This window comes from Burkholderia sp. AU28863 (assembly GCF_002223195.1).
GTDB lineage: Bacteria > Pseudomonadota > Gammaproteobacteria > Burkholderiales > Burkholderiaceae > Burkholderia > Burkholderia sola.
Window position 1 is genome coordinate 141,737 of record NZ_NKFE01000006.1, and the last position, 25,211, is coordinate 166,947.

29 protein-coding genes are annotated in these 25,211 nt (G+C 67.0%); 9 read left to right on the forward strand and 20 right to left on the reverse strand.

The genetic code is table 11. The features are described from left to right. Positions 1–7 precede the first annotated feature (7 nt). A complete protein-coding gene (locus CFB81_RS27235; RefSeq protein WP_089437225.1) occupies positions 8–2,143 on the reverse strand; it encodes a penicillin-binding protein 1A in 2,136 nt (711 codons plus the stop codon). A 242-nt stretch (positions 2,144–2,385) separates the two neighbouring features. Between CFB81_RS27235 and CFB81_RS27240 the strand changes: the two genes are divergently transcribed. After that, positions 2,386–3,180, forward strand: a complete 795-nt coding sequence (locus CFB81_RS27240) for an aminoglycoside phosphotransferase family protein (RefSeq protein WP_089437226.1) — start codon at positions 2,386–2,388, stop codon at positions 3,178–3,180. A 148-nt stretch (positions 3,181–3,328) separates the two neighbouring features. Further along, a complete protein-coding gene (locus CFB81_RS27245; RefSeq protein ID WP_089437227.1) occupies positions 3,329–3,595 on the forward strand; it encodes a hypothetical protein in 267 nt (88 codons plus the stop codon). 73 nt (positions 3,596–3,668) lie between these two features. On the opposite strand, the gene CFB81_RS27250 is transcribed toward CFB81_RS27245, so the two are convergent. From CFB81_RS27250 to CFB81_RS27265, 4 genes are all read right to left on the reverse strand, one after another. Next, positions 3,669–4,361, reverse strand: coding sequence for an SDR family NAD(P)-dependent oxidoreductase (locus tag CFB81_RS27250; protein ID WP_089437228.1), 693 nt, complete (start codon positions 4,359–4,361; stop codon positions 3,669–3,671). After that, the gene (locus CFB81_RS27255) at positions 4,358–4,810 is read right to left on the reverse strand and encodes a DOPA 4,5-dioxygenase family protein (RefSeq protein ID WP_084044525.1); all 453 of its coding nucleotides are present in this window, start codon (positions 4,808–4,810) and stop codon (positions 4,358–4,360) included. Before CFB81_RS27255 ends, CFB81_RS27250 begins: the two co-directional genes overlap by 4 nt. A gap of 181 nt (positions 4,811–4,991) precedes the next feature. Next, a complete protein-coding gene (locus tag CFB81_RS27260) occupies positions 4,992–6,038 on the reverse strand; it encodes an aldo/keto reductase (protein ID WP_069621597.1) in 1,047 nt (348 codons plus the stop codon). 92 nt (positions 6,039–6,130) lie between these two features. Beyond that, positions 6,131–6,883, reverse strand: coding sequence for an SDR family NAD(P)-dependent oxidoreductase (locus CFB81_RS27265; RefSeq protein ID WP_089437229.1), 753 nt, complete (start codon positions 6,881–6,883; stop codon positions 6,131–6,133). Between the two features lie 165 nt (positions 6,884–7,048). Here CFB81_RS27265 and CFB81_RS27270 point away from each other — a divergent pair, with 165 nt between their 5' ends. Further along, positions 7,049–7,624 carry a TetR/AcrR family transcriptional regulator gene (locus tag CFB81_RS27270; protein WP_212195511.1) on the forward strand — a complete coding sequence of 192 codons (576 nt, stop codon included), beginning with the start codon at positions 7,049–7,051 and terminating at the stop codon, positions 7,622–7,624. Positions 7,625–7,981: 357 nt separating this feature from the next. Next, positions 7,982–8,395 (forward strand): hypothetical protein, encoded by a 414-nt coding sequence (locus tag CFB81_RS27275; RefSeq protein WP_089437231.1) that lies wholly within the window; start codon positions 7,982–7,984, stop codon positions 8,393–8,395. Between the two features lie 79 nt (positions 8,396–8,474). Here CFB81_RS27275 and CFB81_RS27280 read toward each other — a convergent pair whose 3' ends face one another. The 6 genes from CFB81_RS27280 to CFB81_RS27300 form a co-directional block, all read right to left on the reverse strand. Next, on the reverse strand, positions 8,475–9,311 hold the full coding sequence (locus tag CFB81_RS27280; protein ID WP_059581905.1) for a bifunctional allantoicase/(S)-ureidoglycine aminohydrolase: 837 nt from the start codon (positions 9,309–9,311) through the stop codon (positions 8,475–8,477). A 485-nt stretch (positions 9,312–9,796) separates the two neighbouring features. Continuing rightward, on the reverse strand, positions 9,797–10,138 hold the full coding sequence (locus tag CFB81_RS36285) for a hypothetical protein (protein WP_124503752.1): 342 nt from the start codon (positions 10,136–10,138) through the stop codon (positions 9,797–9,799). A 19-nt stretch (positions 10,139–10,157) separates the two neighbouring features. Then, entirely contained in the window at positions 10,158–10,595 is a 438-nt protein-coding gene (locus tag CFB81_RS27290) for a hypothetical protein (protein WP_050012159.1), read from the reverse strand. Between the two features lie 379 nt (positions 10,596–10,974). Further along, the gene (locus CFB81_RS27295; RefSeq protein WP_089437233.1) at positions 10,975–11,634 is read right to left on the reverse strand and encodes an isoprenylcysteine carboxylmethyltransferase family protein; all 660 of its coding nucleotides are present in this window, start codon (positions 11,632–11,634) and stop codon (positions 10,975–10,977) included. 156 nt (positions 11,635–11,790) lie between these two features. After that, a complete protein-coding gene (locus CFB81_RS36290; protein WP_162838116.1) occupies positions 11,791–11,955 on the reverse strand; it encodes a hypothetical protein in 165 nt (54 codons plus the stop codon). 264 nt (positions 11,956–12,219) lie between these two features. Beyond that, positions 12,220–12,639 (reverse strand): HIT family protein, encoded by a 420-nt coding sequence (locus CFB81_RS27300; RefSeq protein ID WP_089437234.1) that lies wholly within the window; start codon positions 12,637–12,639, stop codon positions 12,220–12,222. A 242-nt stretch (positions 12,640–12,881) separates the two neighbouring features. On the opposite strand from CFB81_RS27300, the gene CFB81_RS27305 reads away from it, so the two are divergent. Beyond that, positions 12,882–14,303 (forward strand): serine hydrolase, encoded by a 1,422-nt coding sequence (locus tag CFB81_RS27305; RefSeq protein WP_089437235.1) that lies wholly within the window; start codon positions 12,882–12,884, stop codon positions 14,301–14,303. 77 nt (positions 14,304–14,380) lie between these two features. On the opposite strand, the gene CFB81_RS27310 is transcribed toward CFB81_RS27305, so the two are convergent. The 6 genes from CFB81_RS27310 to CFB81_RS27335 form a co-directional block, all read right to left on the reverse strand. Further along, positions 14,381–15,004, reverse strand: coding sequence for a glutathione S-transferase family protein (locus tag CFB81_RS27310; protein WP_069621605.1), 624 nt, complete (start codon positions 15,002–15,004; stop codon positions 14,381–14,383). A gap of 72 nt (positions 15,005–15,076) precedes the next feature. Next, on the reverse strand, positions 15,077–16,576 hold the full coding sequence (locus CFB81_RS27315) for a TIGR01777 family oxidoreductase (RefSeq protein WP_089437236.1): 1,500 nt from the start codon (positions 16,574–16,576) through the stop codon (positions 15,077–15,079). Then, positions 16,573–17,442, reverse strand: a complete 870-nt coding sequence (locus CFB81_RS27320) for a thiol-disulfide oxidoreductase DCC family protein (RefSeq protein ID WP_089437237.1) — start codon at positions 17,440–17,442, stop codon at positions 16,573–16,575. Before CFB81_RS27320 ends, CFB81_RS27315 begins: the two co-directional genes overlap by 4 nt. 94 nt (positions 17,443–17,536) lie before the next feature. Further along, positions 17,537–18,007 (reverse strand): DUF2269 domain-containing protein, encoded by a 471-nt coding sequence (locus tag CFB81_RS27325; protein ID WP_069621608.1) that lies wholly within the window; start codon positions 18,005–18,007, stop codon positions 17,537–17,539. Continuing rightward, a complete protein-coding gene (locus tag CFB81_RS27330; protein ID WP_089437518.1) occupies positions 18,004–19,323 on the reverse strand; it encodes an SDR family oxidoreductase in 1,320 nt (439 codons plus the stop codon). The genes CFB81_RS27325 and CFB81_RS27330 overlap by 4 nt, the downstream gene beginning before the upstream one ends. Before the next feature lie 87 nt (positions 19,324–19,410). Beyond that, positions 19,411–19,944 carry a GbsR/MarR family transcriptional regulator gene (locus tag CFB81_RS27335; RefSeq protein WP_069621610.1) on the reverse strand — a complete coding sequence of 178 codons (534 nt, stop codon included), beginning with the start codon at positions 19,942–19,944 and terminating at the stop codon, positions 19,411–19,413. Positions 19,945–20,106: 162 nt separating this feature from the next. Between CFB81_RS27335 and fabV the strand changes: the two genes are divergently transcribed. Beyond that, on the forward strand, positions 20,107–21,309 hold the full coding sequence (gene fabV / locus CFB81_RS27340; protein ID WP_089437238.1) for an enoyl-ACP reductase FabV: 1,203 nt from the start codon (positions 20,107–20,109) through the stop codon (positions 21,307–21,309). 58 nt (positions 21,310–21,367) lie between these two features. Here fabV and CFB81_RS27345 read toward each other — a convergent pair whose 3' ends face one another. After that, entirely contained in the window at positions 21,368–22,072 is a 705-nt protein-coding gene (locus CFB81_RS27345; protein ID WP_069621612.1) for an SDR family oxidoreductase, read from the reverse strand. A gap of 335 nt (positions 22,073–22,407) precedes the next feature. Here CFB81_RS27345 and CFB81_RS27350 point away from each other — a divergent pair, with 335 nt between their 5' ends. Then, positions 22,408–22,992 (forward strand): TetR/AcrR family transcriptional regulator, encoded by a 585-nt coding sequence (locus tag CFB81_RS27350; protein ID WP_069621613.1) that lies wholly within the window; start codon positions 22,408–22,410, stop codon positions 22,990–22,992. Between the two features lie 42 nt (positions 22,993–23,034). Here CFB81_RS27350 and CFB81_RS27355 read toward each other — a convergent pair whose 3' ends face one another. Beyond that, positions 23,035–23,613, reverse strand: a complete 579-nt coding sequence (locus tag CFB81_RS27355) for a hypothetical protein (RefSeq protein ID WP_089437239.1) — start codon at positions 23,611–23,613, stop codon at positions 23,035–23,037. A 25-nt stretch (positions 23,614–23,638) separates the two neighbouring features. Beyond that, entirely contained in the window at positions 23,639–24,169 is a 531-nt protein-coding gene (locus tag CFB81_RS27360; RefSeq protein WP_089437240.1) for a GNAT family N-acetyltransferase, read from the reverse strand. A gap of 199 nt (positions 24,170–24,368) precedes the next feature. On the opposite strand from CFB81_RS27360, the gene CFB81_RS27365 reads away from it, so the two are divergent. After that, the gene (locus CFB81_RS27365; protein WP_089437241.1) at positions 24,369–24,734 is read left to right on the forward strand and encodes a helix-turn-helix transcriptional regulator; all 366 of its coding nucleotides are present in this window, start codon (positions 24,369–24,371) and stop codon (positions 24,732–24,734) included. After that, positions 24,706–25,191 (forward strand): SRPBCC family protein, encoded by a 486-nt coding sequence (locus tag CFB81_RS27370; protein WP_089437242.1) that lies wholly within the window; start codon positions 24,706–24,708, stop codon positions 25,189–25,191. Before CFB81_RS27365 ends, CFB81_RS27370 begins: the two co-directional genes overlap by 29 nt. The last annotated feature ends 20 nt before the right edge of the window (positions 25,192–25,211 follow it).

Consider the following 25,211-nt stretch of genomic DNA (forward strand, 5'->3'; position numbering starts at 1 on the left):
GCGCGCGTCAGTCGTCGGTCCGGAACAGGTCGAGCACGCGCTCGCGCTCGGCCGCATCGACGGCGGCAGGCATCGGTTCGTCGCGCTGGCCGCCGCCGGCCGGTGCATCAGATGCATCCGGCGCATCGATGGCCGTCGCGCCGCCGCACGCAAAGCGGCTGCGGATATACGCCGGCACGTCGGCCGTGCACGTGCCGCGCGTGTATTCGGCGTAGACGAAGTCGCCGTCGACGAGCGCGACGTCCTGCGGCGGCGTCGCATCGACCGGCGTGCGCCCGTCGACGGCCGTCTTCATGTAGTCGAGCCAGACCGGCAGCGCGAGCGTCGCGCCGGTCGCGCGCCCCATCGGGCGCGGCGTATCGTAGCCGAGCCACGCGACCGCGACGACGCCCGACGAATAGCCGACAAACCAGACGTCCTTCGACCCGTTCGACGTGCCCGTCTTGCCGGCCGCGTCGTCACGCCGCAACGCGAGCGCGCCGCGCGCGGTGCCGGCGCGCACGACGTCGCGCAGCATGCTGTCCATCACGAACGCATTGCGCGCCGACACGACCCGCTCGCCTGCCGGGACGGTCGCCTCGTACATCGCGCCGCCGTGACGCTGCTTCACCGACAGGATCAGGCGCGGCTCCATCCGCGTGCCGCCGTTCGCGAACGCGCTGTATGCGCTCGCGAGTTCGAGCGGCGTCACGGCGCCCGCGCCGAGCGCGAGCGGCAGCGACGCCGGATTGCGCTGCGCGTCGAAACCGAAACGCACCGCGTGCTGCTGTACGTAGCGCGCGTCGGTGGCCTGCATCAGGCTGACCGCGACCAGGTTCTTCGAGCGCACGAGCCCGCGCCGCACCGGGATGAAGCCTTCGTAGCGATTGCCGAAATTGCGCGGACGCCACGGCCGCGCCCCGGTTTCCGCGTGCGTGAGCGTGCGCTGCGTATCGTCGACGAGCACGCCGGGAAAGTAGCCTTTCTCCAGCGCCGCCGAATAGACGAAGGGCTTGAAGGCCGACCCCGGCTGCCGATACGCCTGCAGCGCATGGTCGAACACGTTGCGATTGAAATCCGCGCCGCCGACCAGCGCGAGCATGTCGCCGGTGGCCGCGTCGAGCGACACGAGCGCGCCTTCGAGGCCGTTGCGCGCATCGCGCGTCGTGCTCGACTGGCGATTCAGCGTGCGCTCGAGCGCGGCCTCGGCCGCGCGCTGGTCGCGCACCGAGATCGTCGTCGTCACGTCGAGGCCGAGCGTGTACGCGTCGTCATGGAACCGCTCGACCATCATCCGGCGCGCCCGCTCGGCGACGTACGGCGCCGCGATGATGCCGGGCGGCGGCGTGGTTGCCAATGCGATCGGCGCGTCGACGGCCGAGCGATACGCTGCATCGTCGAGCTGGCCAAGCGCATGCATCCGGCCGAGCACGTAGTTGCGCCGCGCGGTCGCGCGCGCCGGGTTGACGACCGGGTTGAACGCGGACGGCGCCTTCGGCAGCCCGGCGAGCACGGCCGCCTCGCCCGCGCTCAGCGCGTCGAGCGGCTTGCCGAAGTACACGTGCGCCGCGGCCGCGAAGCCGTATGCGCGCTCGCCCAGATAGATCTCGTTCATGTACAGCTCGAGCAGCTTGTTCTTGCTGTATGCGCGTTCAAGCTTGGCCGCCATCAGGATCTCGGCGAGCTTGCGGCTCAGCACCTTGTCGCGCGTCAGGTAGAAGTTGCGCGCGACCTGCATCGTGATCGTGCTGCCGCCCTGCCCCGGCTGGCCGGTCACGACGTTCGCGAACGTCGCGCGCGCGAGGCCGCCGACATCGACCGGGCCATGCTCGTAGAACTTCGCGTCCTCGGCCGCGAGCAGCGCGTGCCGCATCAGCGGCGGAATGCGTTCGAGCGGCACGAACTCGCGCCGCTCGACGCCATATTCGGCCAGCAGGTCGCCGTCGCGCGAGAAGATCCGCAGCGGCAGCGCGGGACGATAGACGGCCAGGTGCTCGACGGACGGTAACTGCGTCCAGATGCGATCGATCGTCCAGGCGCCGATGCCGGCGCACGCGAGCGTCAGGCCGAGCAGCGCGCCCGCCAGCGTGCGCCATACGCGACGGCGGCGCGGCGGTGCGGATGGCGGCGCGGGCGGCGGCGGGCTGGCGGTGGGGTCGGTCATGTCGGGCTCCTTCTTCAGTGCCGCGACGGCCGGCGCGAGACACGCACCGATCAGTCACGAAAGGCGCGCATTGTCGAAGGGATGGCGCGAAACCGGAACATTCTTTAGCCAAAGTTTGGCTGGCTAAATTTTATTTAGGAAAGCGCTTTGGAGCCCGCTCATACGGTGTATGCGGGTCCGCGGCATGTCGTCGCGACCGAGCGCGCCGGGCGCGTGAACCGGTTCGCTTGTACCATCGTCGGATGTTCGACCGATACCTCGACCTGTGGGGCCTCGTCCCCGACGGCGGCCCGATCCTGACCGCAAGCGGCGGCCTGCTGCCGGTCGTCTGGCATGCGCGGCCCGCGATGCTGAAAGTCGCCACTTGCGACGAAGAGCGGCGCGGCAATGCGCTGATGAGCTGGTGGAACGGGCAAGGCGCCGCGCAGGTGTGGCAGCACGACGGCGACGCGATCCTGCTCGAACGCGCGCAGCCGGCGCCGACACTGGCCGCGTTGTCCGCGGCGGGCCACGATGACGACACGATGCGCATCGCGTGCGACGTCGTCGCGCGGCTGCACGCGCATCGTGCGCCGCAGGTGCCTGCAGTCGTGCCGCTGCACGACTGGTTCTATGCGTTGCTGTCGAACGATGCCGACAATGATGCGCTGCGCCGTTCGGCGGCGGTCGCTCGTCAGTTGCTGGCGGAGCCTTCGGTCGACGAAGTCGTGCTGCATGGCGACATTCACCACGACAACATTCTTCATTTCGGCGATCGCGGCTGGCGCGCGATCGACCCGAAAGGACTGCGCGGCGAGCGCACGTTCGATTACGCGAACCTGTTCTGTAATCCTGCGCATGACATCGCGGTCGATCCGGTGCGTTTCGAGCGGCGTGTCGGGGTCGTGGCCGATGCGGCGCGGCTCGACCGGCGACGCTTGCTGCAGTGGATCGTTGCGTGGTCGGGGCTGTCGGCGGTGTGGTTGATGGAGGACGAGCAGCCGGCCGATACGCGGTTGGAGGTTGCGCAACTCGCGGCGGGTGCGCTCGGGCTGTAGCGATACGCATCGACCGTGAAAACATCCCACCGCGGATTTCTGCCGGAACGCTGCGAAGACCACGGGTATTCGGTCAGCTTCAGACGTTCGACCATACGGACTGGATCACCGACAATCTTCAGTACCGGCTAGCCTGTGGTCAATATCGATGAAAGTTTCGAGAGATTTCGGAATCGTTGTCCGGCGGGCTGCGCTAGCAGCCAAGAATGTCGACCTATCCACGGTCATGGTCGAATTCAATTTTCGGGAATATTTTGACGAATCCGATAGCCTCTTGTCGCTTGGCCCGTTCTTCGGAGGCGACGCGGCCGATGCGTGCACGAAGTCATTGGAACGGCTTGGGCTGACATACATCGACGACTTTTTCGTCTTCGAGCAGTTTGTGCCTGACTGGTGTTCGTGCGAAGCATTTTGACGTGAGCGCCGATATCGTGTTTCCACGGTCGGCTATCGGCCCGCAGTTTTCGTTCGTGGATGAGACTGCACGATCAAAAGTTCTCTACCCAAGGCCGCACCTCGATTTCCCACGACCAGGCACTCCTGTGTTGGCGCAAGAGATCGATATAGCATCGCGCGATGGCGTCTGGATCCAGTGTGCCGTCTGATGGGTCCGTGCGGCCGCTTGCTCGCACACTGCCGTCCACGATGACATGAGCGACGTGGATGCCTTGAGGCGCAAGCTCGCGGGCAGCACTCTGGGCCAGCCCCCGCAACGCGAACTTGCCCATCGCAAAAGGAGCAGAACGTGCAAATCCTTTGATGCCGGCGGTCGCGCCGGTCAACAGGACAGCGCCTCTTCCAGCAGGAATCATGTGTCTAGCGGCTTGCTGTATTGCGTGAAATGCACCCAATGCGGTGATGGACACTGCGTGTTCGACCTGAACCGGATCGAGTTCGGCGATCGGACCGCGGACCGCGCCGCTGGCGTTATAGATGACTATCTCGGGCGTCCCGATTCGCTCCGCGGTTTCTTTGAAGAGGCGCGCCACCTGACCTGCTTCGGAGGCATCGACCTGCAGCGCAACGGCGCCCGTCTCGCTCACCAGCGGTGCCAATCTATCGGGATTTCGCGAGGCGATGACGACAGGAAGACCTGCGGAGCGCAGCGCACGCGTAAGGGCAGCGCTGATGCCGAAACCCGCCCCGATGAGCAGCGCATTGCCGTAGGGAATATCGTTCATGGCTTCACCGTTGGTTGAGTGTTGGCGACGAAATCCGGCTCGGGTCTTTCATGGACGGCGAGCAGATGCCGGTTGCGGATGTCGAGCACTTCCCCCATCCAGACCGGATGGTCGAGGTGGTCGGCGAGTGGACGGCCGGTATTGGGATGAACGAGTACAGTCAGTCCACGACGATTTACCATGAGCCAAGGCAGGAAGCTGCCGACTTCATGTCGGGAAAAGGCGACCTGATACATCGGCTTTGCATGAGGGCCAATCGGTTGATCGTGCCAGCGACCGAGAACGACCGGAAAGCGTTGCGCGATGTGTTCCCGCAAGACTTCGGCGACCCGTCGTTGCTCCGGGCCGTCAAAGTAAATATGCGCGTGATAGCTGCGTATCGTTTCGAGCGGCTGTACTTTCGAGTGTTCCTGCGAGTCCGCCGGCGTCACTGAATCGGCTTCAAGCATTGGCATCTCCTTCGTTTGCACTCCCGCGCCGCGTTGGCCGCGTCGAGCAGCGCGTGGGGCACCGTTCGCGCGTCTCGCGCCGCAGCATTTGCATCAGTTCGGGTAGCTGAATTGCGGCAAAAAAACCTATACATGGCGTCTCGTGGACGCCATGCTTGCGACCTGCTATTGAAACAATGCCTCAGGCGACTGGCACTGCAGGCGAATCGAACTCGTCGGCCTTGCCGCCCGTATAGCCCTGGCGGGTTTGGGGTGCGTCGATCACCGTGTACGGAAAGATGGGAGGAATCGCGCTCGCGATGTCGAGGCGGCCGATCTGCTCTGCCGAAAGGGTGACCCGGATGGCGGCCAGATTGCTCTGGAGCTGCGCCAACGTGCGCGGCCCGATGATAGGCTGCACGCCCTTTCCGGCAACCCACGCGATGGCGATTTCTCCGGGAGTCACGCCCGCTTCGTCTGCAACGGCAATCAACGCGTCGAGGATCGCCGTACGTTGCGGGGTATTTTCGGGCTGGAACACGTTGCCGCCAAAACCTTCCCGCCTCCCGGTTTCACCATTGCGGTACTTCCCTGTGAGCATGCCGCCGCCCAACGGTGACCAGCCGACGACCCCCAGCCCCAATGCCTTGCCGGCCGGAAGAAGCTCATGCTCGCTGCTACGTTCCACAAGGCTGTATTCCAACTGAAGACCCGCGACAGGCACCGTACCGCGCAACTCGGCGATGGTTGCCGCGCGAGCCACCCGCCAGGCGGGGAAATCGGACAGGCCCGCATACAGGATCTTGCCGGCACGTACGAGATCGTCGAATCCTCGCATGAGTTCTTCAAGCGGCGTCACACCATCGGACATGTGCGCCCACAAAAGGTCGATACGGTCGGTCTTGAGTCGCTTCAAGCTGGCCTCCACGGACGCCACCATGGCTTTGCGGCTGTTGCCCGTCGTGAGAATGCCGTCCTGAGGCGTGGCGCGATAAGTGAATTTCGACGCCAGCACAAATTCGTCCCGGTGACCATCGAGCAGTTCGCCGAGAATCTCCTCGGACTCGCCGAACTGATATCCGTTGGCCGTATCGATGAAATTGCCCCCGGCTTCCGCGTAGGCTTCAAAGATGCGACGCGCCTCCGCCGGCTCGGCACCATGGCCCCAACGCGTTCCGAAATTCCCCGCACCAAGTACCAGTTCGGAGACCCTCAGGCCCGTATGTTGTCCAAACAGTTTGTATCGCATGAACGTTGCTCCTGAATGATGCTGAAATGCCGAAGTCGACACTGCCGGGAAATCGGGGCAAACCGGGCTTCGGCGACGTTTCCGCAACTGAACTAGATCTGGCTGGCGCCGCCGTCCACGGGTAAGTCGACGCCATTGATGTACGCGGCTTCGTCGGAGGCCAGAAACAAGGCGGCAGCGGCAACATCATCGGGATGCGCGATACGGCCCAGGGGATTTTGCGATGCCACATGCGCCTTCATTCCGGAAGCCGCGTTCGGATCGCCCACCAGGCCGTCGATGGCGGGCGTATCGACCATGCCGGGGCTGATGACGTTGACGCGGATTTTCCGAGCCTTCAGATCCAGCAGCCAACCGCGCGCCAGTTGCCGGACCGCCGCCTTCGTCGCGCTGTACACGCTGAATGCTTCCATCCCCCTATAGCCGGCTGTCGACGAAGTGAGAATGATCGAGGCGCCTTCGGAAAGCAGAGGAACCGCGTACTTGACGGTAAACACGACGCCCTTCAGGTTCGTATCGACGATGCTGTCGTAATGCGCTTCAGTGATCGCCGAGAGCGGCACAAACGCAGCAATGCCGGCATTCGCGAACAACACGTCCAGCTTGCCGCTCGTGTCACGAATCGTGGCGTAGACCCGCTCGAGATCGGCAGCGACGCTGGAGTCGGCCCGGATAGCCGTGACCTTGCCGGCTATTGAGCCAACGGCCGCGTCAAGCGCCTCCTGTTTGCGTCCGGTGATGTAGACGGTTGCGCCTTCCACAGCGAAACGGGTTGCCGCGGCGAGGCCGATACCCGAACTGCCGCCCGTCACCAAGGCCACCTTTCCATTCAAACGACTTTTCATTTCACTCTCTCTAAACGTTAGGTTTGCGTTTACTTTTGTACCGCTCGGTAAGTATCTGCGGATGGACAGCGCTCCGTCAAGGACTTAATATACCGATCGGTAAAAATATTGACTGGTGCACGGATGGCAATCGGCAGGCCACGGGCGTTCGACCCGGACAAGGCGTTGGACCAAGCCCTGACTCTCTTCTGGGAGAAGGGCTATGAGGGGACGTCGCTGACGGACCTGACTGAGGCGATCGGCGTCAATAAGCCGAGTCTCTATGCTGCTTTTGGAGGAAAGGAACAGCTTTTCTTCAAGGCCCTCGCCCGCTACCAGGAGCGGCTCGGCGCCTTCGCGGCGCCATCGTTGGCGCTGCCATCGGCGCGTAGCGGAATAGAGGCGTTCTTGCGTGCCCTGGCAACATTTCAGAGTGCAAAAGGCACACCTCGGGGCTGCTTGTTGGTGCAGGGCGCGCTTACCGGAAGCGACGACTCGCGACGGGTGGCTCAGGTGCTGTGTGAAGTCCGGGAGTCGGGCGTCGAGATGATCCGCAAGTGTCTGGAGGACGCCCGTAAGCGTGGGGAGTTGCCCCCGAATACCGATATCGGAGCATTGGCGCGATTCTTCGGCACTGTTTCGCAAGGCATCTCCGTTCAGGCCGCGAGCGGTGTGCCGACCAACGAGTTACATAAGACGATCAGCATTGCGATGCGGAGTTGGCCCGAGACTCCGCCGCCCAAGGCCAAAGGAACTCGGTAAGCAATTGGTTTTCAATTCGGGGAAACGTTCAGCCAGGGCGCAGGTGCTGGTTAGCTCAAGAGCGCGCGTCGCCATGTGTGACCGCAGATGATTGAACAACGGTGGTTCGCTGTCCGCTGATGATTGGCTGTTCAAGGTCGATGCCAGCCGTCGACCTCCCGCGCAAGCGCATCGTTCGATGCGCGTCACGGACGGTGCCGGACCGATAGACGCAAGCGTTAATCCCGGCCTCGCTCGAAACAGCGCCCGTCCGATCGTGGAGTAGTATTCCCCGATATCCAGGTGATTGCCCGGCGTCTACGGCGCACAGCCGACCACACCTACGTGTGGTGGCGACGGCATTGACGGAAACGCATCATGTCAACCGAGTGGAAGCACCGCGTCCGACTGTTTGTCCAGCGCTTCTGGCAGCCGACCAGCGCGTGCATGACCTGCATGCCCGGGAGCTGGGGAAACGTCATGAGCGTTACCCACTGGACTATCGCCTTTCATACGGGTCTGCTGACCGGGCTCCTGGCGGTACTTCTGACTTTCACGCCCGTCTCGAAACTCTACGCGCATCGATACGGCAATGCGGTGGTCGTAGGTGTCCTGACAACGTTGGGCGATGCCTACTCGCACACGAGCCATTACCGCATCCCCTATGTCGAGCACATCGTGACGGGGGCGATTTCGGGCCTCTTGGCGCTTGCGGCCTCATATCTCTTCGAAGACCGCGCGCGACGCCTTCGGGCGGTGTGGGCTCGGCTTGTCGGACAGCCTATCCGCTGACTTTCTGAACCTACGCCGAACCCGAAAAAAAACCGCCGGCTTACACCGGCGGGTTTTCACATCCGACCTGCGCCGCGCTTCAGCGTGCCGGATTCAACGTCAGATTCATGTGACGGTTCACGTCCTTGTACAGCAGATAACGGAACCGCCCAGGCCCGCCCGAATAGCACGCCTGCGGGCAGAACGCGCGCAACCACATGAAGTCGCCGGCTTCGACCTCGACCCAGTCCTGGTTCAGCCGATAAACGGCCTTGCCTTCCAGCACGTACAGGCCATGCTCCATCACGTGCGTTTCGGCGAACGGAATCACGCCGCCCGGCTCGAACGTCACGATGTTCACGTGCATGTCGTGACGCATGTCGCTCATGTCGACGAAGCGCGTCGTCACCCATGCGCCGTTGGTGCCCGGCATCGGGATCGGCTCGACATCCTGCTCGTTGGTCACGAACGCTTCCGGCAGCGGAATGCCGTCGACGGCCTGGTAATGCTTGCGGATCCAGTGGAAACGCACCGCGGCATCGCTGACGTTGTGCAGCGTCCAGTCGGCGCCCGGCGGAATGAACGCATAGCCGCCCGGCTTCAGCGTGTGCTGCTTGCCCTGCAGCGTCAGCTCGGCCTCACCTTCGACGACGAACAGCACGGCTTCGGCGTGCTTGTCCTGCTCGGGCTTGTCGCTGCCGCCGCCCGGATTCACTTCGACGATGTACTGCGAGAAGGTTTCCGCGAAACCCGACAGCGGGCGGGCGATCACCCACAGGCGCGTGTGGGTCCAGAACGGCAGCCAGCTCGTGACGATGTCGCGCATCACACCCTTCGGGATCACCGCGTACGCCTCGGTGAACATCGCGCGGTCGGTCAGCAGATCCGTCTGCGGCGGGTGGCCGCCGTGCGGCGCGTAATACGTTGTCTTAGACATATTGCATCCAGGCAATGGGTTGGTCCGGCCCCGGGCGCAAACGGCATCGAGCGGTTCGCCTGCGCGGGAAACGCACATGCGACGGCGGGACGTCGTTGCCGGGGTGGCTTGAAAGCGCATGCGCCTTCGGTCGGTCGGCCAGGCTTCGCGTCGGGTCCGTCCGTCGGGCGAACGCGGCGGCCCGGGTGGTCGGGCCGGCGGTCGGGCCGCGGCCCTCGCGATCATGCAGCGAGGCGCGATGGCGGCACGGCTCGACTCGGTACGCGAGCATCGCCGACGATAGCGAAGTCGATCTCGATCGACCAATTAAATGTTGCGATGGTATCCATTCGATTTCCCACTACCCAGCGGCGCCCGCGATGCGCGGTCGGGGAGGCGCTGCGGGGCGCGCCGGCTATCGGGGAAATCCTGACGGTTGCGAGTGCTCTCGCGATGGGTCCGTGCACGACAACGCAGCGTACAAGCGCCCGTCTCGATGCATCCCGTTACGAGAACCGAAGGCAGCCGATACGTGCGCGGCAGTTGACCGCTGCGGCATGGTCGCGGGATACGGTCAGGTCAGAACGAGCCGACGTGTCGAAGGAAAAGCGGATGGCATTCGGCCGCCCCTGTCCCGGGCACATTCGGACGCGGCAACTGATGTCGTCGAGAAACGGAGAAAACAGCGGAAGGAGAATGACCGGCCCGTCGATCGGGCACATGGCAGCGGCTGATGGAGCCGGAGGAGAATCGCCGGTCTGGCCGGCGAAGCGGCCCGGCAGCGTGCCGGGCTGAATCTCGCGTCGGGATGCCGACGCCGTCGGCGCGCCGGTGCGCGGGTCGCGCACCGGGTCGCGCCAGCGGCGATCAGTCCCAGTCGCGGTGGTGACGATGCTTGCGGCGATGGTAGCCGCGGTCCCCGTGATCGCGATCGTACGAGCTGCGCGACATGTTGCCGCCGAGCGCCGCGCCGGCGCCGCCGCCGACGGCCGCGCCCAGCAGGCCGCCCGTGCGGCCGCCCATCGCGTTGCCTGCGGCGGTACCTGCGCCGCCGCCGAGGGCGCCGCCGATGATCGCGCCGGTGCGCTCGCGACGGTTCGACGTCACCGCGCCGCCGGCGCCACCGCCGATCGCGCCGCCGATGACGGAGCCCGTGCTGCCGCCAACCGCGCCGCCGACCGCTGCGCCGGCAACCCCGCCGAGCGCGCCGCCGAGCGCGTTGTTCAAGTCACCGGCCATTGCCGGCAGTGCAGTCGCGCCGGTCAACGCGGCGACGACGAGAGCGGGGGCGATTTTCTTCCACATTCCCGTATTCTTCCTTGTTCGCAATTCTGGTTATCGAGGTCCGCCCGGTACGACGATCTGAATCGATCGACATCGGGCCAGGCATTGTGCCGTACCGCGGACCAATTCATTTCAACGAGCTTGCGGCGAAGAATAGCACCGGTCCCGCATTCCTGCCGTGGACATTGTGGTAACAAGTTGTTTACGAATAACAGACGATGAACGAGCGCGCCGAATCCGGCTGAAACCCTTGCCGGTATTGGCTTTGGCAAGGGTCCGGCCCTGCCTCGCGACAAGCCGGTCATGCAGGCGGCCGTACATTCGAGACACACGTGGCAACACATCTGCACATGTCGAGAGCGGGTCTCCGAACGAGGGTCCGGGGGGAAGATGCCGAGGGTCAGTACACGCCGGGCAGCAACCGCCACGTCCGCGCGCAGTACGCGTCGTACTCGGCGCCGAATTGCGAACGCAACAATGCCTCCTCCGAGCGAATTCGCGCGACGAGCGGCACCAGCGTCAGCACGACCAGCAGCACGCCGACGCCCGAACGGAACGCCAGCGCCCAGCCGAACGAATTGACGACCAGGCCCAGATAGCTCGGATTGCGGATACGGCTGTAGATACCGCCGGTCACGAGCGTATGGCCCGGCTGGATCGCGACGAGCCCGCTGAAGCGCTTGCCGAGCACGAACACGGGCCACATCCGCAGCACGCCGCCCGCGAGGTACAGCACGACGCCGATCCAGCGCACCGTGTCGCCGCCGAACGTCCAGACGTCGAGCCGGTCGGTCAGCGCGGGCAGGTACGCGAGCAGGAAGCCGCTCACCGCGAACGCCGCGAGCACCCAGCGGTTGTCGCGACTCTCGCGCTCTCCGCTGCTCAGGTTGCCTTCGGTGAACAGCGCGGTGACGGCCATCGCGAGCGTCGCGAGCGCGACGACGGTCAGCTGTGGATGCGAGAAGAATGCAGCGAACCCGCCGATGCCGAGCACGGCGAGCCCGAGATAGACGAGCGTGGACAGGCTCGACAGAACGATGACCTTGGGGGTGGCTGTCATGACGGCCTCGCGGGGATACGCATTCCTGTGAAGTATAGGAACTGCGCACCCCGAGTGCCGTGCAGCACCGTCATGCGGCGCGCGAACGCGCGTGCCTCGTCCTGCCGACGGCAGCCGACCGGGCCGGTATGGCCGCGGCCGGCGTGCTGCGACAGCTCAGCGGATGTGGAAGTGGCCGCCGATGCCGACGGTGACGGGTGGCGCGTAATACGCGGGCGCATACCCGTAGTAGGCCGGCGCGGGCGCGTAGCCGTACGGCGGCGCGACGTAGCAGCCGGACAGGCCGCCGATCAGGGCAAGCGTGATGAGAAGTCTGGACATGGCTCGGTTCCCGGCGCGAAAGACGAATGGCATCTCGCGAAGGCCGCGCCGCCGCGTGTCGCCGCACCACGCGACAGCCGGCACGAAGAGGCGATCCGCCCCTCCTGTCGCTCGATGAAACAATGCGCGGAGTCTAGCGCCGGGCCCGCCCGGCCGAGTTTCCCGGGCGGTTACACGTGTTACCTGGTGTGACCGCAGAAACAGGTTCTGGCGGCGCAGCGGCCGGCCGGTGGGCGGCCGCTGCGCCGGGGGCGGACGGGGTTGTTACACGAAGCGGGCACGAATGCGCTGCGCGAGCGCTTCGAGCGTCGCGGCGTCGGCGATGTCGCGCGCGTGCATCCGCAGCTCCGCGCCTTCCCAGCGCGGAATCACGTGGAAATGCACATGCGGGACCGTCTGGCCGGCTGCCGCGCCGTTGAACTGGCCGATGAACACGCCGTCCGGCTCGAGCGCCGCGCGCACCGCCGCCGCGACACGCTGCGTCATGCGGATGCCGGCCGCGGCCGCATCGCCGGACAGCTCGAAAATCTGCGCGGCCGGCTCCTTCGGGATCACGAGCACGTGACCGTCGGCCTGCGGCATCAGATCCATGATGGCGAGCGTCGCGTCGTCTTCGGCGACCTTCACGCACGGCAGTTCGCCACGCAGGATTTTGGCGAACGGGTTGTTGTCGTCGTAGGACATGGCGTTTTCCGATCTCGATTGGACAGTGGGACTGGGACAGCAATGCCGGACGATTATCGGCCGACGGCCCGCCCGATATCAACACGCCCGACGCGCGACGCGTGCCGGATTGTGGAGCGGGCGGCAACGCGCCTGCATGCGGCCGTCGTCACGCGTCACGCAACCGCGATTGCAACGCATCGCCCGAACCTGCGACACTGCCGCATCGTTGCCGGCCGGCACGCCACCGAGGACGCTCGCGCATGACGATCCCCCTCAAGAAGCTGATTCTGCGCGGTATCGCGCTCGCGCTCGTGGCCGCGATCGGCTATACGGGCATCATGCTGTCGCGGCTCGCGCCGATCGCGACCGGCTATGCGGCCAAGGCGCTGTGTTCGGGCGTGTTCGTGTCGGGTCGCCCGGCCGCGTCCGTGATCGACGTCGACATCATGGCCGGCGTCCATCCGCTGCTGAAACTGGTACGCCCGTCGCTCGATCCCGACCATCATCGCGCGGTGGCGACGTTCGCCGGCTTCGCCGAACGCGAAGCCGACTTCCGGCCCGGGCTCGGCTGCACGCTCGCACTCGGGGCCCCGACCGGTGCGGCGGCGGCCACCTTGCCGGCCGCGTTGCCGCCCCTCCCCGATCCACCGGTCGCGCCGCCCGACCCACCCGCACCGGCCACGCCGCCCGCCGGCATCGACGCACGCAAGCTGCAGACCGCGCTCGACCGCGCATTCGACGAACCCGATCCGGCGCGGCCGCGGCGCACGCGCGCGGTCGTCGTGATGTGGCGCGGCCAGGTGATCGCCGAACGCTATGCGCCCGGCTTCACGGCCGACACGCCGCTGCCCGGCTGGTCGATGACGAAGACCGTGACCGCCGCGCTGGTCGGCACGCTGGTCGCACGGCACAAGCTGTCGCCGGACGCGTCGGCGCTGCTGCCCGAATGGCGCGGCAGTGGCGATCCGCGCGCGGCCATCACGCTCGATGAGCTGCTGCGTATGACGAGCGGCCTGCAATTCAACGAGGACTACGACGACCCGCTGTCCGACGTCGCGGTGATGCTGTTCACGCAGCCCGATACCGCACGGTTCGCGTCGGCGAAACCGCTTGCCGCGACGCCCGGCGCGCAGTGGTCGTACTCGAGCGGCACGAGCGCGATCGTCGCGCGCGTGATGCGCGAAGCGCTGGGCGGCAGTGACGGCGACTATCTCGCATTTCCGCGCCGCGCGCTGTTCGCGCCGCTCGGGATGCGCAGCGCGGTGTTCGAGCCCGATGCGTCCGGCACGCTCGTCAGCGCGTCGTACCTGTATGCGAGCGCGCGCGACTGGGCGCGCTTCGGGCAGCTTCTGCTGCAGGACGGCGTGTGGAACGGGCAGCGGCTGCTGCCGGAAGGCTGGGTGCGTTACCTGACGCGCGCGACGCCGCAGTCGTCGCGACAGGAATTCGGCGCGCAGCTGTGGGTGAAGGTGCCGGAGCCGTTCAACGATCGCGATCCGCATGCACGCGCGATGCCGGCCGACGCGTTTCATGCGGTCGGCCATGAAGGCCAGTTCGTGAGCGTGGTGCCGAGCCGCGAGCTGGTGGTCGTGCGGCTCGGCCTGTCGAGGCCGGAAGCCGCGTGGAATCACGAGGCGTTTCTCGCGCGCGTGCTCGACGCGGTGCCGGCGCCCGGTGCGTGACGACGCGCCCTTGCCCGCCGTACGCGCTACGGCGGCGATCATGGCGACGCCGCCGCTTCAGCGCTATCCGCGCTGCACTACGGATTCGCGCTGCCGCCGTACTGCTTGAACCCTTCGCGCGTCGCGAGGCGTTCGATGTAGCGCGACACCGCCGGCAGGTCCGGATGCTCGAACGGCGTGCCGAACCAGCGGTTCACCGACAAACCGATCGGGATATCCGCGAGCGTGAACGTGTTTCCGGCCACGTACGCGCCGGTCTTTTCGAGCTGCGCGTTCAGCACGCGCATGTGCGTCGTCCAGCCCGCGATCGACCGCGCGATGCCGTCCGGATCCTGGTGGTCGGGCGACTTGCGCACGAGGCCGAGGAATGCGCCGACCCACGAGCGGTTCAGGTCCGAGCCCTGCCAGTCGATCCACTGGTCGACGCGCGCACGCGCCTGCGGCTCGGCCGGATACAGCGCATCGCCGCCGTAGCGATTCGCGAGGTAGCGGATGATCGTGTTCGATTCCCACAGCACGAAATCGTCATCCTTGATGACGGGCACGAGCGCGTTCGGATTCAGCGCGAGATAGGCCGGATCGTGGGTCGTGCGGAAGCCCGCGCCCCAGTCTTCCTGTTCGAACGGCAGGTTCAGCTCGGTGCACAGCCACAGCACCTTGCGAACGTTGATGGACGGAATCTTGCCGAGGACGTGCAGCATGCAGTCTCCTTGAGAGGTCGGGTGCGGAGCGTTGGGCGCGCACGGCACGCGCCCAACGCGTTCACGCCGAATTTATACACGACCTCGCGGAAAACGGCAGACCGCGGGCGCGAAATCGGTGTGCGGCCGATTCGTCAGGTCGCGCAGCGCGTGCTCGGCCGTCGGGAAGCGGAACATGAATCCGTCCTGATGCAGCCGTGCCGGCACCACGCGCTGCCCGTCCAGCAGCAGCTCGGCCATCTCGCCCATCGCGGCGCGCAACGGCGCGGCCGGCACGTGCAGGAACGCCGGGCGGCGCAGCACCTTCGTCACGACCTGCACGAACGCGCGCTGGGTCAGCGGCACCGGCGCGACCGCGTTGTAGACGCCGCGCATGCCCGTGTTGGACATCGCTCGCGCGACGATCCGCAACACGTCGTCGCGGTGAATCCAGCTCATCACCTGCGCGCCGTCGCCGAATCGTCCGCCCAGCCCGACGTAATGCGGCAGCAGCATCGGCCGCAACGCGCCGCCCGGGCCGAACACGATGCCCAGCCGCAGCACCACCGCGCGCACGCCGTGGCGCTCGAGCGGTTGCACGGACTGCTCCCACTGCCGGCACAGCTCGGACATGAAGCCGGTGCCGGTACTGCTGCCTTCGTCGAGCCGTTCGTCGCCCGGCCGTACGCCGTAGTAGCCGATCGCCGACGCCTGGATCCACGTGCGCGGCTTGACCTCGGCGGTCTCGACCCAGCGCGTCAGCGCCTGCGTGACGCCGGCGCGGCTGGCGAGCAGCAGCGCCCGCCGGCGTTTGCTCCAGCGTGCGCCCAGCACCGGCGCGCCGGCGAGATTGACGACCGTGTCGAAGCGCTCGTGCGGCTGCAACTGGTCGACCGACGTCACGCTGCGCACGCGGCCTTGAAACAGGTAAGCCGCGCGCAACGGATCGCGCGCCAGCAACGTGACCATATGCCCAGCATCGAGCAACTGGTTCACGAGCGCTTCGCCGATGAAGCCGGTCCCGCCGGTAACGAGTACGTTGCCCGGCCGCTGCCCGGCGAACGGGTTGGCGGCCGGCGCGCGTGGCGCGATGCGGCACGCGGCGATCCCGTCGCGCACGCCCGACAGCGTCACGCCGACGGCGAACAGGGTGAGCAACCAGCCGCGCCAGCCGAGGTCGATCGGCTGCAGCGCGGTCGGCGCATGCGCCCATACGGCGAGTTGCATCGCGATCATCCCGAACAACGCGCCGCCGTTGACGGCCAGCAGCGTATGCAGCACGCGCTCGGTCGCCGGCAGCTTGCGGCTCTGGTCCTCGACGACGAAATCCCACAACGTCAGCACCACTTCGACGAACACAACCGCCGCGAGCGCCGCGACCCACGCGCCGTGAAACGCGACGTTCGCGATCGACGCGAACACGAGGCCGTACAGCACGGACCGTACCGCGTGAATCGCCAGTTCGAGCCGCGCGCGGGGGCGGTGCGGCAGGTCCTGCGTGAGTTCGTGGTGGTAAAGCGTATCGAATGCGCCCATCGCGCCCTGCACGATCAGCAGGTTGAGCGCCCAGTCGAAAGCCGGCAACGTGTTCATGCGGTATCCCTCCTCCGCAACCAGACCAGCGGCGGCACCATCGTGACGAGGGCGGCAACGTCGATCGCCACGTGCCCCCACACCTGCGCCTGCCACGACAACAGCATGTCCTGCGGCGCCCAGATCGACAGGCCGGCCAGCAGCCAGCCCCACACTTGCCGTTTCCGCAGCCGGTTGCCGAGATGGACGAGCGCGAACATCCAGACCGCGGCGCACTGCACCGTCGCGCCGAGCAGCGACATCCACCATATCTGCTGGACGCGCGCGGCTTCGGGCGCCGCTGTCGACCAGAAATGCCGCTCGATGTCGCGGTGGTACGCGTCGAGCCAGGATGCGCCGGCGATCCACGGAATGGCCGCGCCGACCAGCAGGTGCGCGATAGCCGCTGTGTACATCGCGCTCACAGCGACGCGGCGCAGGGAGTCGCGCGGCGGGCGATTCGCCGCCGCGCTTTCGGCGTTCCTGCCGATGCTGCACGCGCCGCCTTCGCAGCAGGCTTGCGCGCGATACCCGAGCCAGCGCGATACGGCATATCGGTTGCGTGCCAGGCGGCGATACAGCGGCGCGAACACGGCACGCATCGCCGGCACGCGAAGCAGCCAGGCGAACCCGCGACGCCCGACCAGCGCATGGGCGGCGGCGATGCCGTCGATGCCGGTCAGCATGCGTCCGTCGGGCAGACGCGCATGCAGTTCGCGATTCAGCGCGGGCAGGTCGACACCCAGCGGCGCCGGATCGAAACCCGGTTCGGCGATGTCGACGAACGCCAGCCGATGTCGCGCGTCGCGGGCGTCGAGACGCCGGATTTCCGCGACGCATAACGAACATCGCCCATCGAAGTAGAGAACCAATTCACATGCGTCCACGCTTCGCACTCCTTGTTGTTATCGCAAGCATCATGAACCGATCGATCGACTGCTTTCACGCGTGCGCCGCCGCTCCCGCGCGACGGCGACAGGCTTACATCGGCTTGACTACCATCAGGAAGTAGACGGTCAGCATCGCGAAGAACGCCGGATAGCCAAGCAGTTCCCAGCGCTTCGCATAGCGCCAGTAGCGCTCGGGCAACGCGGCATCGCCGTTCGCGTGCGCGAGCTTCGCCATCGATGCAAGTTCGAGTTGCAGCCACACGACCGGCAGCCAGCACGCACCGGCGACCGCATACAGCACGATCGACGCGAGCAGCCACGGCGTATGCCACGGCCAGCCGGCCGTGTGCGCGAGCCACAGCCCGGACGCCGGCTGGAAGACCACGGCCGGCGTCGTGAACCACCAGTCCGCGCGCACGACGAGCCGCGACACGGCCGCGATCGCGGGTATCGACCGCGTGCGGTTCGCGAAGAACAGATAGAACGCGGTGCCGAACCCCGTGCCGACCAGCAGCACCGAAGACAGGATGTGAAGCGCCTTGATGACGAGATAGGTATTCATGCGTGTTCTTCTTCTGAATAGAGGATCAGCAGGATGGCGAGCATCGGCACGTTCTTGAGCACGGGGCCGAACGGCTCGGCCAGCAGGCCCGGCATCGTGACCGCGATGACCGCCGAGTACGCGACGATCAGCGCCGCCTGCGCGGCCCACAGGCGCCGCGACGGCGCGACGACCGTCGCGATGCCGAACGCAAAATCCAGCGCGCTGGCCGCGTAAAGCGCGATCAGCGCGGGGAGGCCCGTCAGGTGCGCAGGCGCCAGCAGCGCAAGGCTCGCGTGCAGCGGATGGATGAAGGCGCTCGCGATCGCCGTCCAGATCCACACGATCGCGAGCGCGCCCAGCAGCAACGGGCGCCGCCACATCGCGAGCGCGTCGCGGCGCAGCGCGGCGGCTTCCGCGCCGATGAAGCTGCCGAGGCCGCGCGGCGGGCGGCCGAGCACAGCCGCGGTGGCCGCCGGGTCGCCCGTGTTGCCGCCGCGCAGCATCGTCCACGTGTCGCGCGTCAGCATCGCCCCCGGCAGCGTGCCGAGCAGTGCGGCCGCCGCGCCGACCAGCGGGCCCGGCAGCGTCACGCGGGCCGCCGGCGGAAATCCGAGCGCGGCACGGTAGCCGGCCAGCATCTCGCGGTATTCGACTTCGTCGCTGCCGACCACGTCGATCACCCGGCCGCCGGCCGCTCGCGAATCGCCCGGCTGTACGACGAGCCGCGCCACGACTTCGGCGAGATCGTCGACATGCACCGGGCGCAGCCGCTGACGGCCGCCCGCCGGCAATACATGTACGGGCAGGCTCGCGAGCATCCGGAAAAACCGCGCGGACGCGCCGGCCGCCCCGTGGACGAGCGCTGGGCGCACGATGCGGAAGTCGATCGGCAGCGTCTGCAGGAAGCGGTCAGCCGCCTGCTTGCTCGCGAAGTACCGCGTGTCGCCGCGTTCGACCCCGAGCGCCGAGATCTGGATCACGCGCCGCACGCCGGCCAGGCAGCACGCGGTAAAGAGCGCGCACGGCGCGGCGCGATGCACGGCGTCGAGCGTCGCGCCGCGTCGATCGGCCAGCATGCCGACCGCGTTGATCACCACGTCGACGCCCTTCAGCCGCGCGAGCCACGCTTGCGGATCGACGTCCCGCGCGAAGTCGATCGCGACGTCGTGCGGGCCGGCCGCGCGGCGCACGCCGCGCAGCACGCGATGCCCGCCGGCTTCGAGCCGCGCGCACAGCGCCTGTCCGATGAAGCCGTTCGCACCGCAGACGAGCACGGTCATGCCGCGCACGCCGGTGCGATCGGGCGGGCAGGTAGACGGCAAGGCTGCGTTCATGTTCATCCTTTATTTACAGTTATTTCTGTACAGACAGAAATAACAACCCCGAAAAAGCGGGCTGCGTGCCCGCTCTGCCGTTACCGCTTACTTCGATGGCTTGCGCCTGACCGTCTGGCTGATCTTCGCGCCGATGCCGAGCGCCTTCATCAGCGTATCGGGCTTGAGCCGCAGCATTTCGTCGGACCAGGTCGTGAGCGTCTCGACGAACTGCAGCGTGTCGCGGATGCGCTGTTCGGTCTCGCGGCTCTCGTTCGCGATGTCCGGATTCGTCAGGCAATCGCGCAGCACCGTGAGCGTCGGCTCGATCTCGCGCTGACGCCGCCCTTCGACGATCAGCTTGAACAACTCCCAGATGTCGGTCGACGTCTCGAAGTGGTCGCGGCGGTCGCCCAGCACGTGCACGACCTTCGCGAGCCGCCACGCCTGCAATTCCTTCAGGCTCGTGCTGACGTTGGAGCGTGCGACGTTGAGCGTCTCGGCGATCTCGTCGGCCGCAACCGGCCGTCCGGCCAGGTAGAGCAGCGCGTGAATCTGCGCGACAGTACGGTTGACGCCCCACCGCGAGCCCATTTCGCCCCAGTGGAGAATGAATCGTTCGGCAATCGGTGTGAGTTCCATGGTGGGGAATTTAGTTTTTTCAGTTATTTCTGTCAAGAGAGAAACAACCAGGCGATCCGGCGCCTTCCGGCCGTGCCCGCCCGCCATCGGCCGCTTCCTTTACAATGCGCGGGATTTTTCCGATTTCAGGCCGTCCGCGCCTTTCTGACTAGAGGTTCTCCCATGATCATCAAACCGCGCGTGCGTGGCTTCATCTGCGTGACGACTCATCCGGTCGGCTGCGAAGCCAACGTCAAGGAACAGATCGATTACGTGACTTCGCACGGCCCGATCGCCAACGGCCCGAAAAAGGTGCTCGTGATCGGCGCGTCGACCGGCTACGGCCTCGCCGCCCGGATCTCGGCCGCCTTCGGCTCGGGCGCGGACACGCTCGGCGTGTTCTTCGAGCGCGCCGGCAGCGAAACGAAGCCCGGCACGGCCGGCTGGTACAACAGCGCCGCGTTCGAGAAATTCGCCGCCGAAAAGGGGCTGTATGCGCGCAGCATCAACGGCGACGCATTCTCCGACAAGGTCAAGCAGGTCACGATCGACACCATCAAGCAGGATCTCGGCAAGGTCGATCTCGTCGTCTACAGCCTCGCCGCGCCGCGCCGCACGCACCCGAAGACGGGCGAGACCATCAGCTCGACGCTCAAGCCGGTCGGCAAGGCCGTCACGTTCCGCGGCCTAGACACCGACAAGGAAGTGATCCGCGAAGTGTCGCTCGAGCCGGCGACGCAGGAAGAGATCGACGGCACCGTCGCGGTGATGGGCGGCGAGGACTGGCAGATGTGGATCGACGCGCTGGCCGACGCCGGCGTGCTGGCCGACGGCGCGAAGACTACCGCGTTCACGTATCTCGGCGAGCAGATCACGCACGACATCTACTGGAACGGCTCGATCGGCGAAGCGAAGAAGGATCTCGACAAGAAGGTGCTGTCGATCCGCGACAAGCTGGCCGCGCACGGCGGCGATGCGCGCGTGTCGGTGCTGAAGGCCGTCGTCACGCAGGCCAGCTCGGCGATCCCGATGATGCCGCTGTACCTGTCGCTGCTGTTCAAGGTGATGAAGGAAACCGGCACGCACGAAGGCTGCATCGAGCAGGTGTACGGGCTCCTGAAGGACAGCCTGTACGGCGCGACGCCGCACGTCGACGCAGAAGGCCGCCTGCGCGCGGACTACAAGGAGCTCGATCCGCAGGTGCAGGCGAAAGTCGTCGCGATGTGGGACAAGGTGACGAACGAGAACCTGTACGAGATGACCGACTTCGCGGGCTACAAGACCGAGTTCCTGCGCCTGTTCGGCTTCGAGATCGCCGGCGTCGACTACGACGCGGACGTGAACCCGGACGTGAAGATCCCGGGCATCATCGACACGACGGTCTGACGGGCCGATCCGCCGCCGCGCGCACGGCGCGGGCGGCGGGTTCGCCCTGCCGGCGGCTTCAACGCGGCGCCGGTTCTTCCAGATAGACGCCCGACGACAGCGTGGCCTTCACCTGCCGCGTGAATTCGTCGGTCGACACTTCCTCCGCCCCTGCCTCGACGGCGTCGTACGCCTGGCGCACGACGTCGGACGGCGTGGCCTTCGGCACGTCGAGGCCGGCAGTCAGATCGGTATCGATGAAGCCGGCATGCAGCCCGACGACCTGCGTGCGCTGCTCGCGCAGCGAATGGCGCAGCCCGTTGGTCAGCGCCCATGCAGCCGATTTCGATACGCCGTAGCCCGACAGGATCGGCCGGTTCACCCAGCTCGCGACCGACAGGATGTTCAGGATCGCGCCGCCGCCGTGGGCCGCGAGCGTTCCCGCAAATGCGCGCGACATCGCCAGCATCCCGAACACGTTGGTCTCCAGGTGCGCGCGCAATGCATCGACCGCGCCGTCGTCGGTCAGGCTGCCGAGCCGCGCGATGCCGGCGTTGTTGATCAGCAGCGTGACGTCGCGCGCCGCCTCGGCCGCCGCGGCGACCGCCGCCGGATCGGTCACGTCGAGCTTCACGGGCACCACGCCCGGCAGCGTCACGCTCGCCGGATCGCGTGCGCCCGCATAGACCTTGCGCGCACCGCGCTCGAGCGCCTGCTTCGCGAACTCGAGGCCAAGCCCGCGGTTCGCGCCCGTGATGAAAACGACTGCACCTTCGATCTTCATGACCCTTCCTTTCGGAGATTGAATCCCGTGCGCGCCGGTTCGCCACACGCTCGGAATCCGGTGAAAAACCACGCTGCCATCGCGTACCGAACCGTTGCACCGCCGGCCGCCAGCCGGGCCGTCCCGCCGTCCGCGCCTCGCTCTGGACCCGGACCGACTTCGATCCACGCCGCGCCGGGTTGCTTCGCTTCGTCCGCGAAGTCGGCTACACTTGAACCTCAATGTCGATCACCATCGTCTTTGCGATGCATGGTGCCAGCGCGAGGCCGACACGTCAATGGTGGTCGCCATTGTGTTTTTCAATCGACGCAATTGCCGGAAAGAGGGAGGGATCGATGGGCGTCTCGAGACAACAGGCAGCCGACAACCGCAACGCGATCGTCGCGGCCGCCGAGCGGCTGTTCCGGGTGCGCGGCGTCGATGCCGTCGGGCTGACGGAATTGATGAAGGAAGCCGGCTTCACGCAGGGCGGCTTCTACAATCATTTCAAGTCGAAGGACGCGCTGGTCGCCGCCGTGGTGGACAAGGCCATGCAGGATCGCGCGGATTCGCCGAGCGCCGGCAGCGTCGCGAAACAGGTGACGGCGTACCTGTCGGGCGCGCATCGCGACAACGTCGAAGCCGGCTGCCCGCTGTCGGGCTTCGCGGGCGATGCGCCGCGGCTGACCGATGCGGCGCGTGCCTGCTACACGCGCGGCGTCGCCGCGTATCTCGACCGGCTGGAACGCATGGTCGCCACGGAAGGCCCGGCCGCGGCCGACCCGCGCGGCGACGCGATCGCCGTCCTCAGCCAGATGGTCGGCGCGCTGGTGCTGTCACGAGCGGTTGCCGGCACCGATCCCGCATTCGCCGACGAGATTCTCGATGCGGCGCGCCGCGCGCTCGTGGAGCAGCCGGACGGCCCGGCCGGGCCGGCATAGCGGCGCGGCGCCGTTCGCACGCGACCGCATCGCCATCGCTCGCTACCGGGCTGCCCGCGCGGCATCCCACAGCGGCTGCGCGCCGCGCGCCGCGTTCCACGCGGCAAACTGCGTGCGCCACGACTCGAACGGTTGCGCGAGCGGATGGCGCGGATCGTCGCTGAGCGAATACGCCATCCCTTCGATCAGCCAGCGCGGCTTCGTCACGACCGCGACGTTGCCGAGCACTTCGGCCTGGCGGTGATGGATCAGTTCATGTGCGAGAAAGTAGGTCTGCCAGCCGCGCGGGGCGACGATCACGCCGAAATCCCCGAGCGTCAGCGCCGCGCGCGAGCCGAGGCCGAACGCGTCGGCGCACGCGCGTGTCGAGCAGAACACGACGCGCGGTGAAGCCCGAAACGCGCCGACGGCCGCCGCCGCGCGCGCGTAGCCGTCGCGATAGAGCTGCCGCGCCTCGTCGAGCTTCGCGGCGTCGTCCGTGCAGATGTCGGCGCTCGGGCACGACACGCCGGGAACCAGCGCGGGCGCGACGACGCGCAGCGGCTTGACGAGCGCATACGCGGCAATCGGCAGCGCGACGAGGAAGCCCGCGAGGGCGAAAGCGAGATGGGAGCGTTTCATCGAGGCGGCGGTTTGACGGATGCCATTATGCGAGCTGCTTGTGGAAAAACGTCGTCGCGCACAGCGCGCCGTCGGGCATCAGCGCAAAGTTCGGCACGATGCCGACGCGCTGCCAGCCGGCCCGTTCGTACAGCCGCTCGGCGTCGCCACCCGTCACCGTGTCGAGCACGAGCACCGTCTTGCCGGCGTCGCGCGCGGCCGCGTCGGCCGCCGCCATCAGGCGCGCCGCGACGCCCTGCCGGCGCGCGTGCCGCGACACGAGCATCTTCGCGATGTCCGCGCGGTGCGGCTGGTTCTCGGGCTGCGCGGTCACGACCTGCACGGTGCCGACGATCCGGCCGGACGCATCCTCGGCGACGAGCAGGATGCGCTCGTCGTTCGCGACGCCTTCGGCCACGCGCGTCCAGAATGAGACGGCGGTCGGCCGCTCGATCGGCAACATGAAGCTGACGGATGCGCCGCCTTCGACGCAATCGATCAGCACGTCGGCCAGCGCGTCGACACAGGCCATCGCTTCGCTCGCGCCGACGCGGCGGACGGTAACAGGTTCGGTCATGCCATCTCCGGTAGTCAGGTGGGCCGCACGCGCGGGTTCGGGGCGGGCTCGGAACGAACGCCGGCCGGGCGTCGAAGCGCGCGCCACGACGGCAGGTATCCGACAACGCGGCGCGCGGTCGGCGCGTGTTACCGCCCCATCATCGTACGCGACGAAAATTGTCGCTGCAGCGGTGTCGACATCGCCTACACTTAGCCGAATGGATAACCTTCACCCGCACATCAGCGCCGTGTTCCATGCGCTCGCCGATCCGACGCGCTGCGCGATCGTCAGCGCGCTCGGCCATGGCGAGCGGACCGTCTCCGCGCTGGCCGCGCCGTTCGACATGGCGCTGCCGTCGTTCATGAAGCATGTCGCCGTGCTCGAGCGCAGCGGCCTCGTGGAGACCCGGAAAACCGGCCGCTCGCGCACCTGCGCGCTCGTCGGCAGCCGGCTGACCGAGGCCGAGGCATGGCTCGCCGCGCAGCGCGCGCAGTGGGAAGCGCGATCCGATCGTCTCGTCGAATTCGTCGAACGCCGTCACCAGGAGGAGCAAGATGTCAGCCAGCCACGTCGAACCCGCTGAAGCCCACGACCTCGTCATCACCCGCACGTTGCGCGCGCCGCGCCACGCGCTGTGGCGCGCATGGACCGACCCCGAACTGCTGAAGGAATGGTGGTGCCCGAAGCCGTGGACCACCGAGGTACGCGCATTCGACCTGCGGCCGGGCGGCGCTTTCCATACGTTCATGCGCGGCCCCGACGGCGGCACGAGCGACAACCCCGGCTGTTTCCTCGACATCGTGCCGGAATCGCGCATCGCGTTCACGTCGATGCTCGCGGGCGGCTGGCGGCCGCAGACGCCGTGGCTGGGCTTCACGGCGATCGTCACGATGGCCGACGACGACGCGGGCAGCCGCTACGAGGCGCGCGTGATGCATCCCGACGCGGCGACGCGCGAGCGCCACGAAGCGCTCGGCTTTTTCGAGGGCTGGAACACCTGCATCACGCAACTCGACGCGTTCGCCGCCACCCTGCGCTGAACGCCGCTTCGCGTGCGGTC

Bases quoted from the DNA above. Each gene is read 5' to 3' on its own strand.
- CFB81_RS27345 (WP_069621612.1), bottom strand. From the start codon at position 22,072: ATGAAGATCGAAGGTGCAGTCGTTTTCATCACGGGCGCGAACCGCGGG.
- CFB81_RS27335 (WP_069621610.1), bottom strand. From the start codon at position 19,944: ATGGAACTCACACCGATTGCCGAACGATTCATTCTCCACTGGGGCGAA.
- CFB81_RS27295 (WP_089437233.1), bottom strand. From the start codon at position 11,634: ATGACAGCCACCCCCAAGGTCATCGTTCTGTCGAGCCTGTCCACGCTC.
- CFB81_RS27275 (WP_089437231.1), top strand. From the start codon at position 7,982: ATGTCAACCGAGTGGAAGCACCGCGTCCGACTGTTTGTCCAGCGCTTC.
- CFB81_RS27325 (WP_069621608.1), bottom strand. From the start codon at position 18,007: ATGAATACCTATCTCGTCATCAAGGCGCTTCACATCCTGTCTTCGGTG.
- CFB81_RS27350 (WP_069621613.1), top strand. From the start codon at position 22,408: ATGGGCGTCTCGAGACAACAGGCAGCCGACAACCGCAACGCGATCGTC.
- CFB81_RS27370 (WP_089437242.1), top strand. From the start codon at position 24,706: ATGTCAGCCAGCCACGTCGAACCCGCTGAAGCCCACGACCTCGTCATC.
- CFB81_RS27310 (WP_069621605.1), bottom strand. From the start codon at position 15,004: ATGCTGCACGTCCTCGGCAAGATTCCGTCCATCAACGTTCGCAAGGTG.
- CFB81_RS27300 (WP_089437234.1), bottom strand. From the start codon at position 12,639: ATGTCCTACGACGACAACAACCCGTTCGCCAAAATCCTGCGTGGCGAA.
- CFB81_RS27290 (WP_050012159.1), bottom strand. From the start codon at position 10,595: ATGTGGAAGAAAATCGCCCCCGCTCTCGTCGTCGCCGCGTTGACCGGC.
- CFB81_RS27360 (WP_089437240.1), bottom strand. From the start codon at position 24,169: ATGACCGAACCTGTTACCGTCCGCCGCGTCGGCGCGAGCGAAGCGATG.
- CFB81_RS27245 (WP_089437227.1), top strand. From the start codon at position 3,329: ATGAAAGTTTCGAGAGATTTCGGAATCGTTGTCCGGCGGGCTGCGCTA.
- CFB81_RS27240 (WP_089437226.1), top strand. From the start codon at position 2,386: ATGTTCGACCGATACCTCGACCTGTGGGGCCTCGTCCCCGACGGCGGC.
- CFB81_RS27235 (WP_089437225.1), bottom strand. From the start codon at position 2,143: ATGACCGACCCCACCGCCAGCCCGCCGCCGCCCGCGCCGCCATCCGCA.
- CFB81_RS27280 (WP_059581905.1), bottom strand. From the start codon at position 9,311: ATGTCTAAGACAACGTATTACGCGCCGCACGGCGGCCACCCGCCGCAG.
- fabV (WP_089437238.1), top strand. From the start codon at position 20,107: ATGATCATCAAACCGCGCGTGCGTGGCTTCATCTGCGTGACGACTCAT.
- CFB81_RS36290 (WP_162838116.1), bottom strand. From the start codon at position 11,955: ATGTCCAGACTTCTCATCACGCTTGCCCTGATCGGCGGCCTGTCCGGC.
- CFB81_RS27355 (WP_089437239.1), bottom strand. From the start codon at position 23,613: ATGAAACGCTCCCATCTCGCTTTCGCCCTCGCGGGCTTCCTCGTCGCG.
- CFB81_RS27305 (WP_089437235.1), top strand. From the start codon at position 12,882: ATGACGATCCCCCTCAAGAAGCTGATTCTGCGCGGTATCGCGCTCGCG.
- CFB81_RS27365 (WP_089437241.1), top strand. From the start codon at position 24,369: ATGGATAACCTTCACCCGCACATCAGCGCCGTGTTCCATGCGCTCGCC.
- CFB81_RS27265 (WP_089437229.1), bottom strand. From the start codon at position 6,883: ATGAAAAGTCGTTTGAATGGAAAGGTGGCCTTGGTGACGGGCGGCAGT.
- CFB81_RS27260 (WP_069621597.1), bottom strand. From the start codon at position 6,038: ATGCGATACAAACTGTTTGGACAACATACGGGCCTGAGGGTCTCCGAA.
- CFB81_RS27250 (WP_089437228.1), bottom strand. From the start codon at position 4,361: ATGAACGATATTCCCTACGGCAATGCGCTGCTCATCGGGGCGGGTTTC.
- CFB81_RS27315 (WP_089437236.1), bottom strand. From the start codon at position 16,576: ATGAACACGTTGCCGGCTTTCGACTGGGCGCTCAACCTGCTGATCGTG.
- CFB81_RS27330 (WP_089437518.1), bottom strand. From the start codon at position 19,323: ATGAACGCAGCCTTGCCGTCTACCTGCCCGCCCGATCGCACCGGCGTG.
- CFB81_RS27255 (WP_084044525.1), bottom strand. From the start codon at position 4,810: ATGCTTGAAGCCGATTCAGTGACGCCGGCGGACTCGCAGGAACACTCG.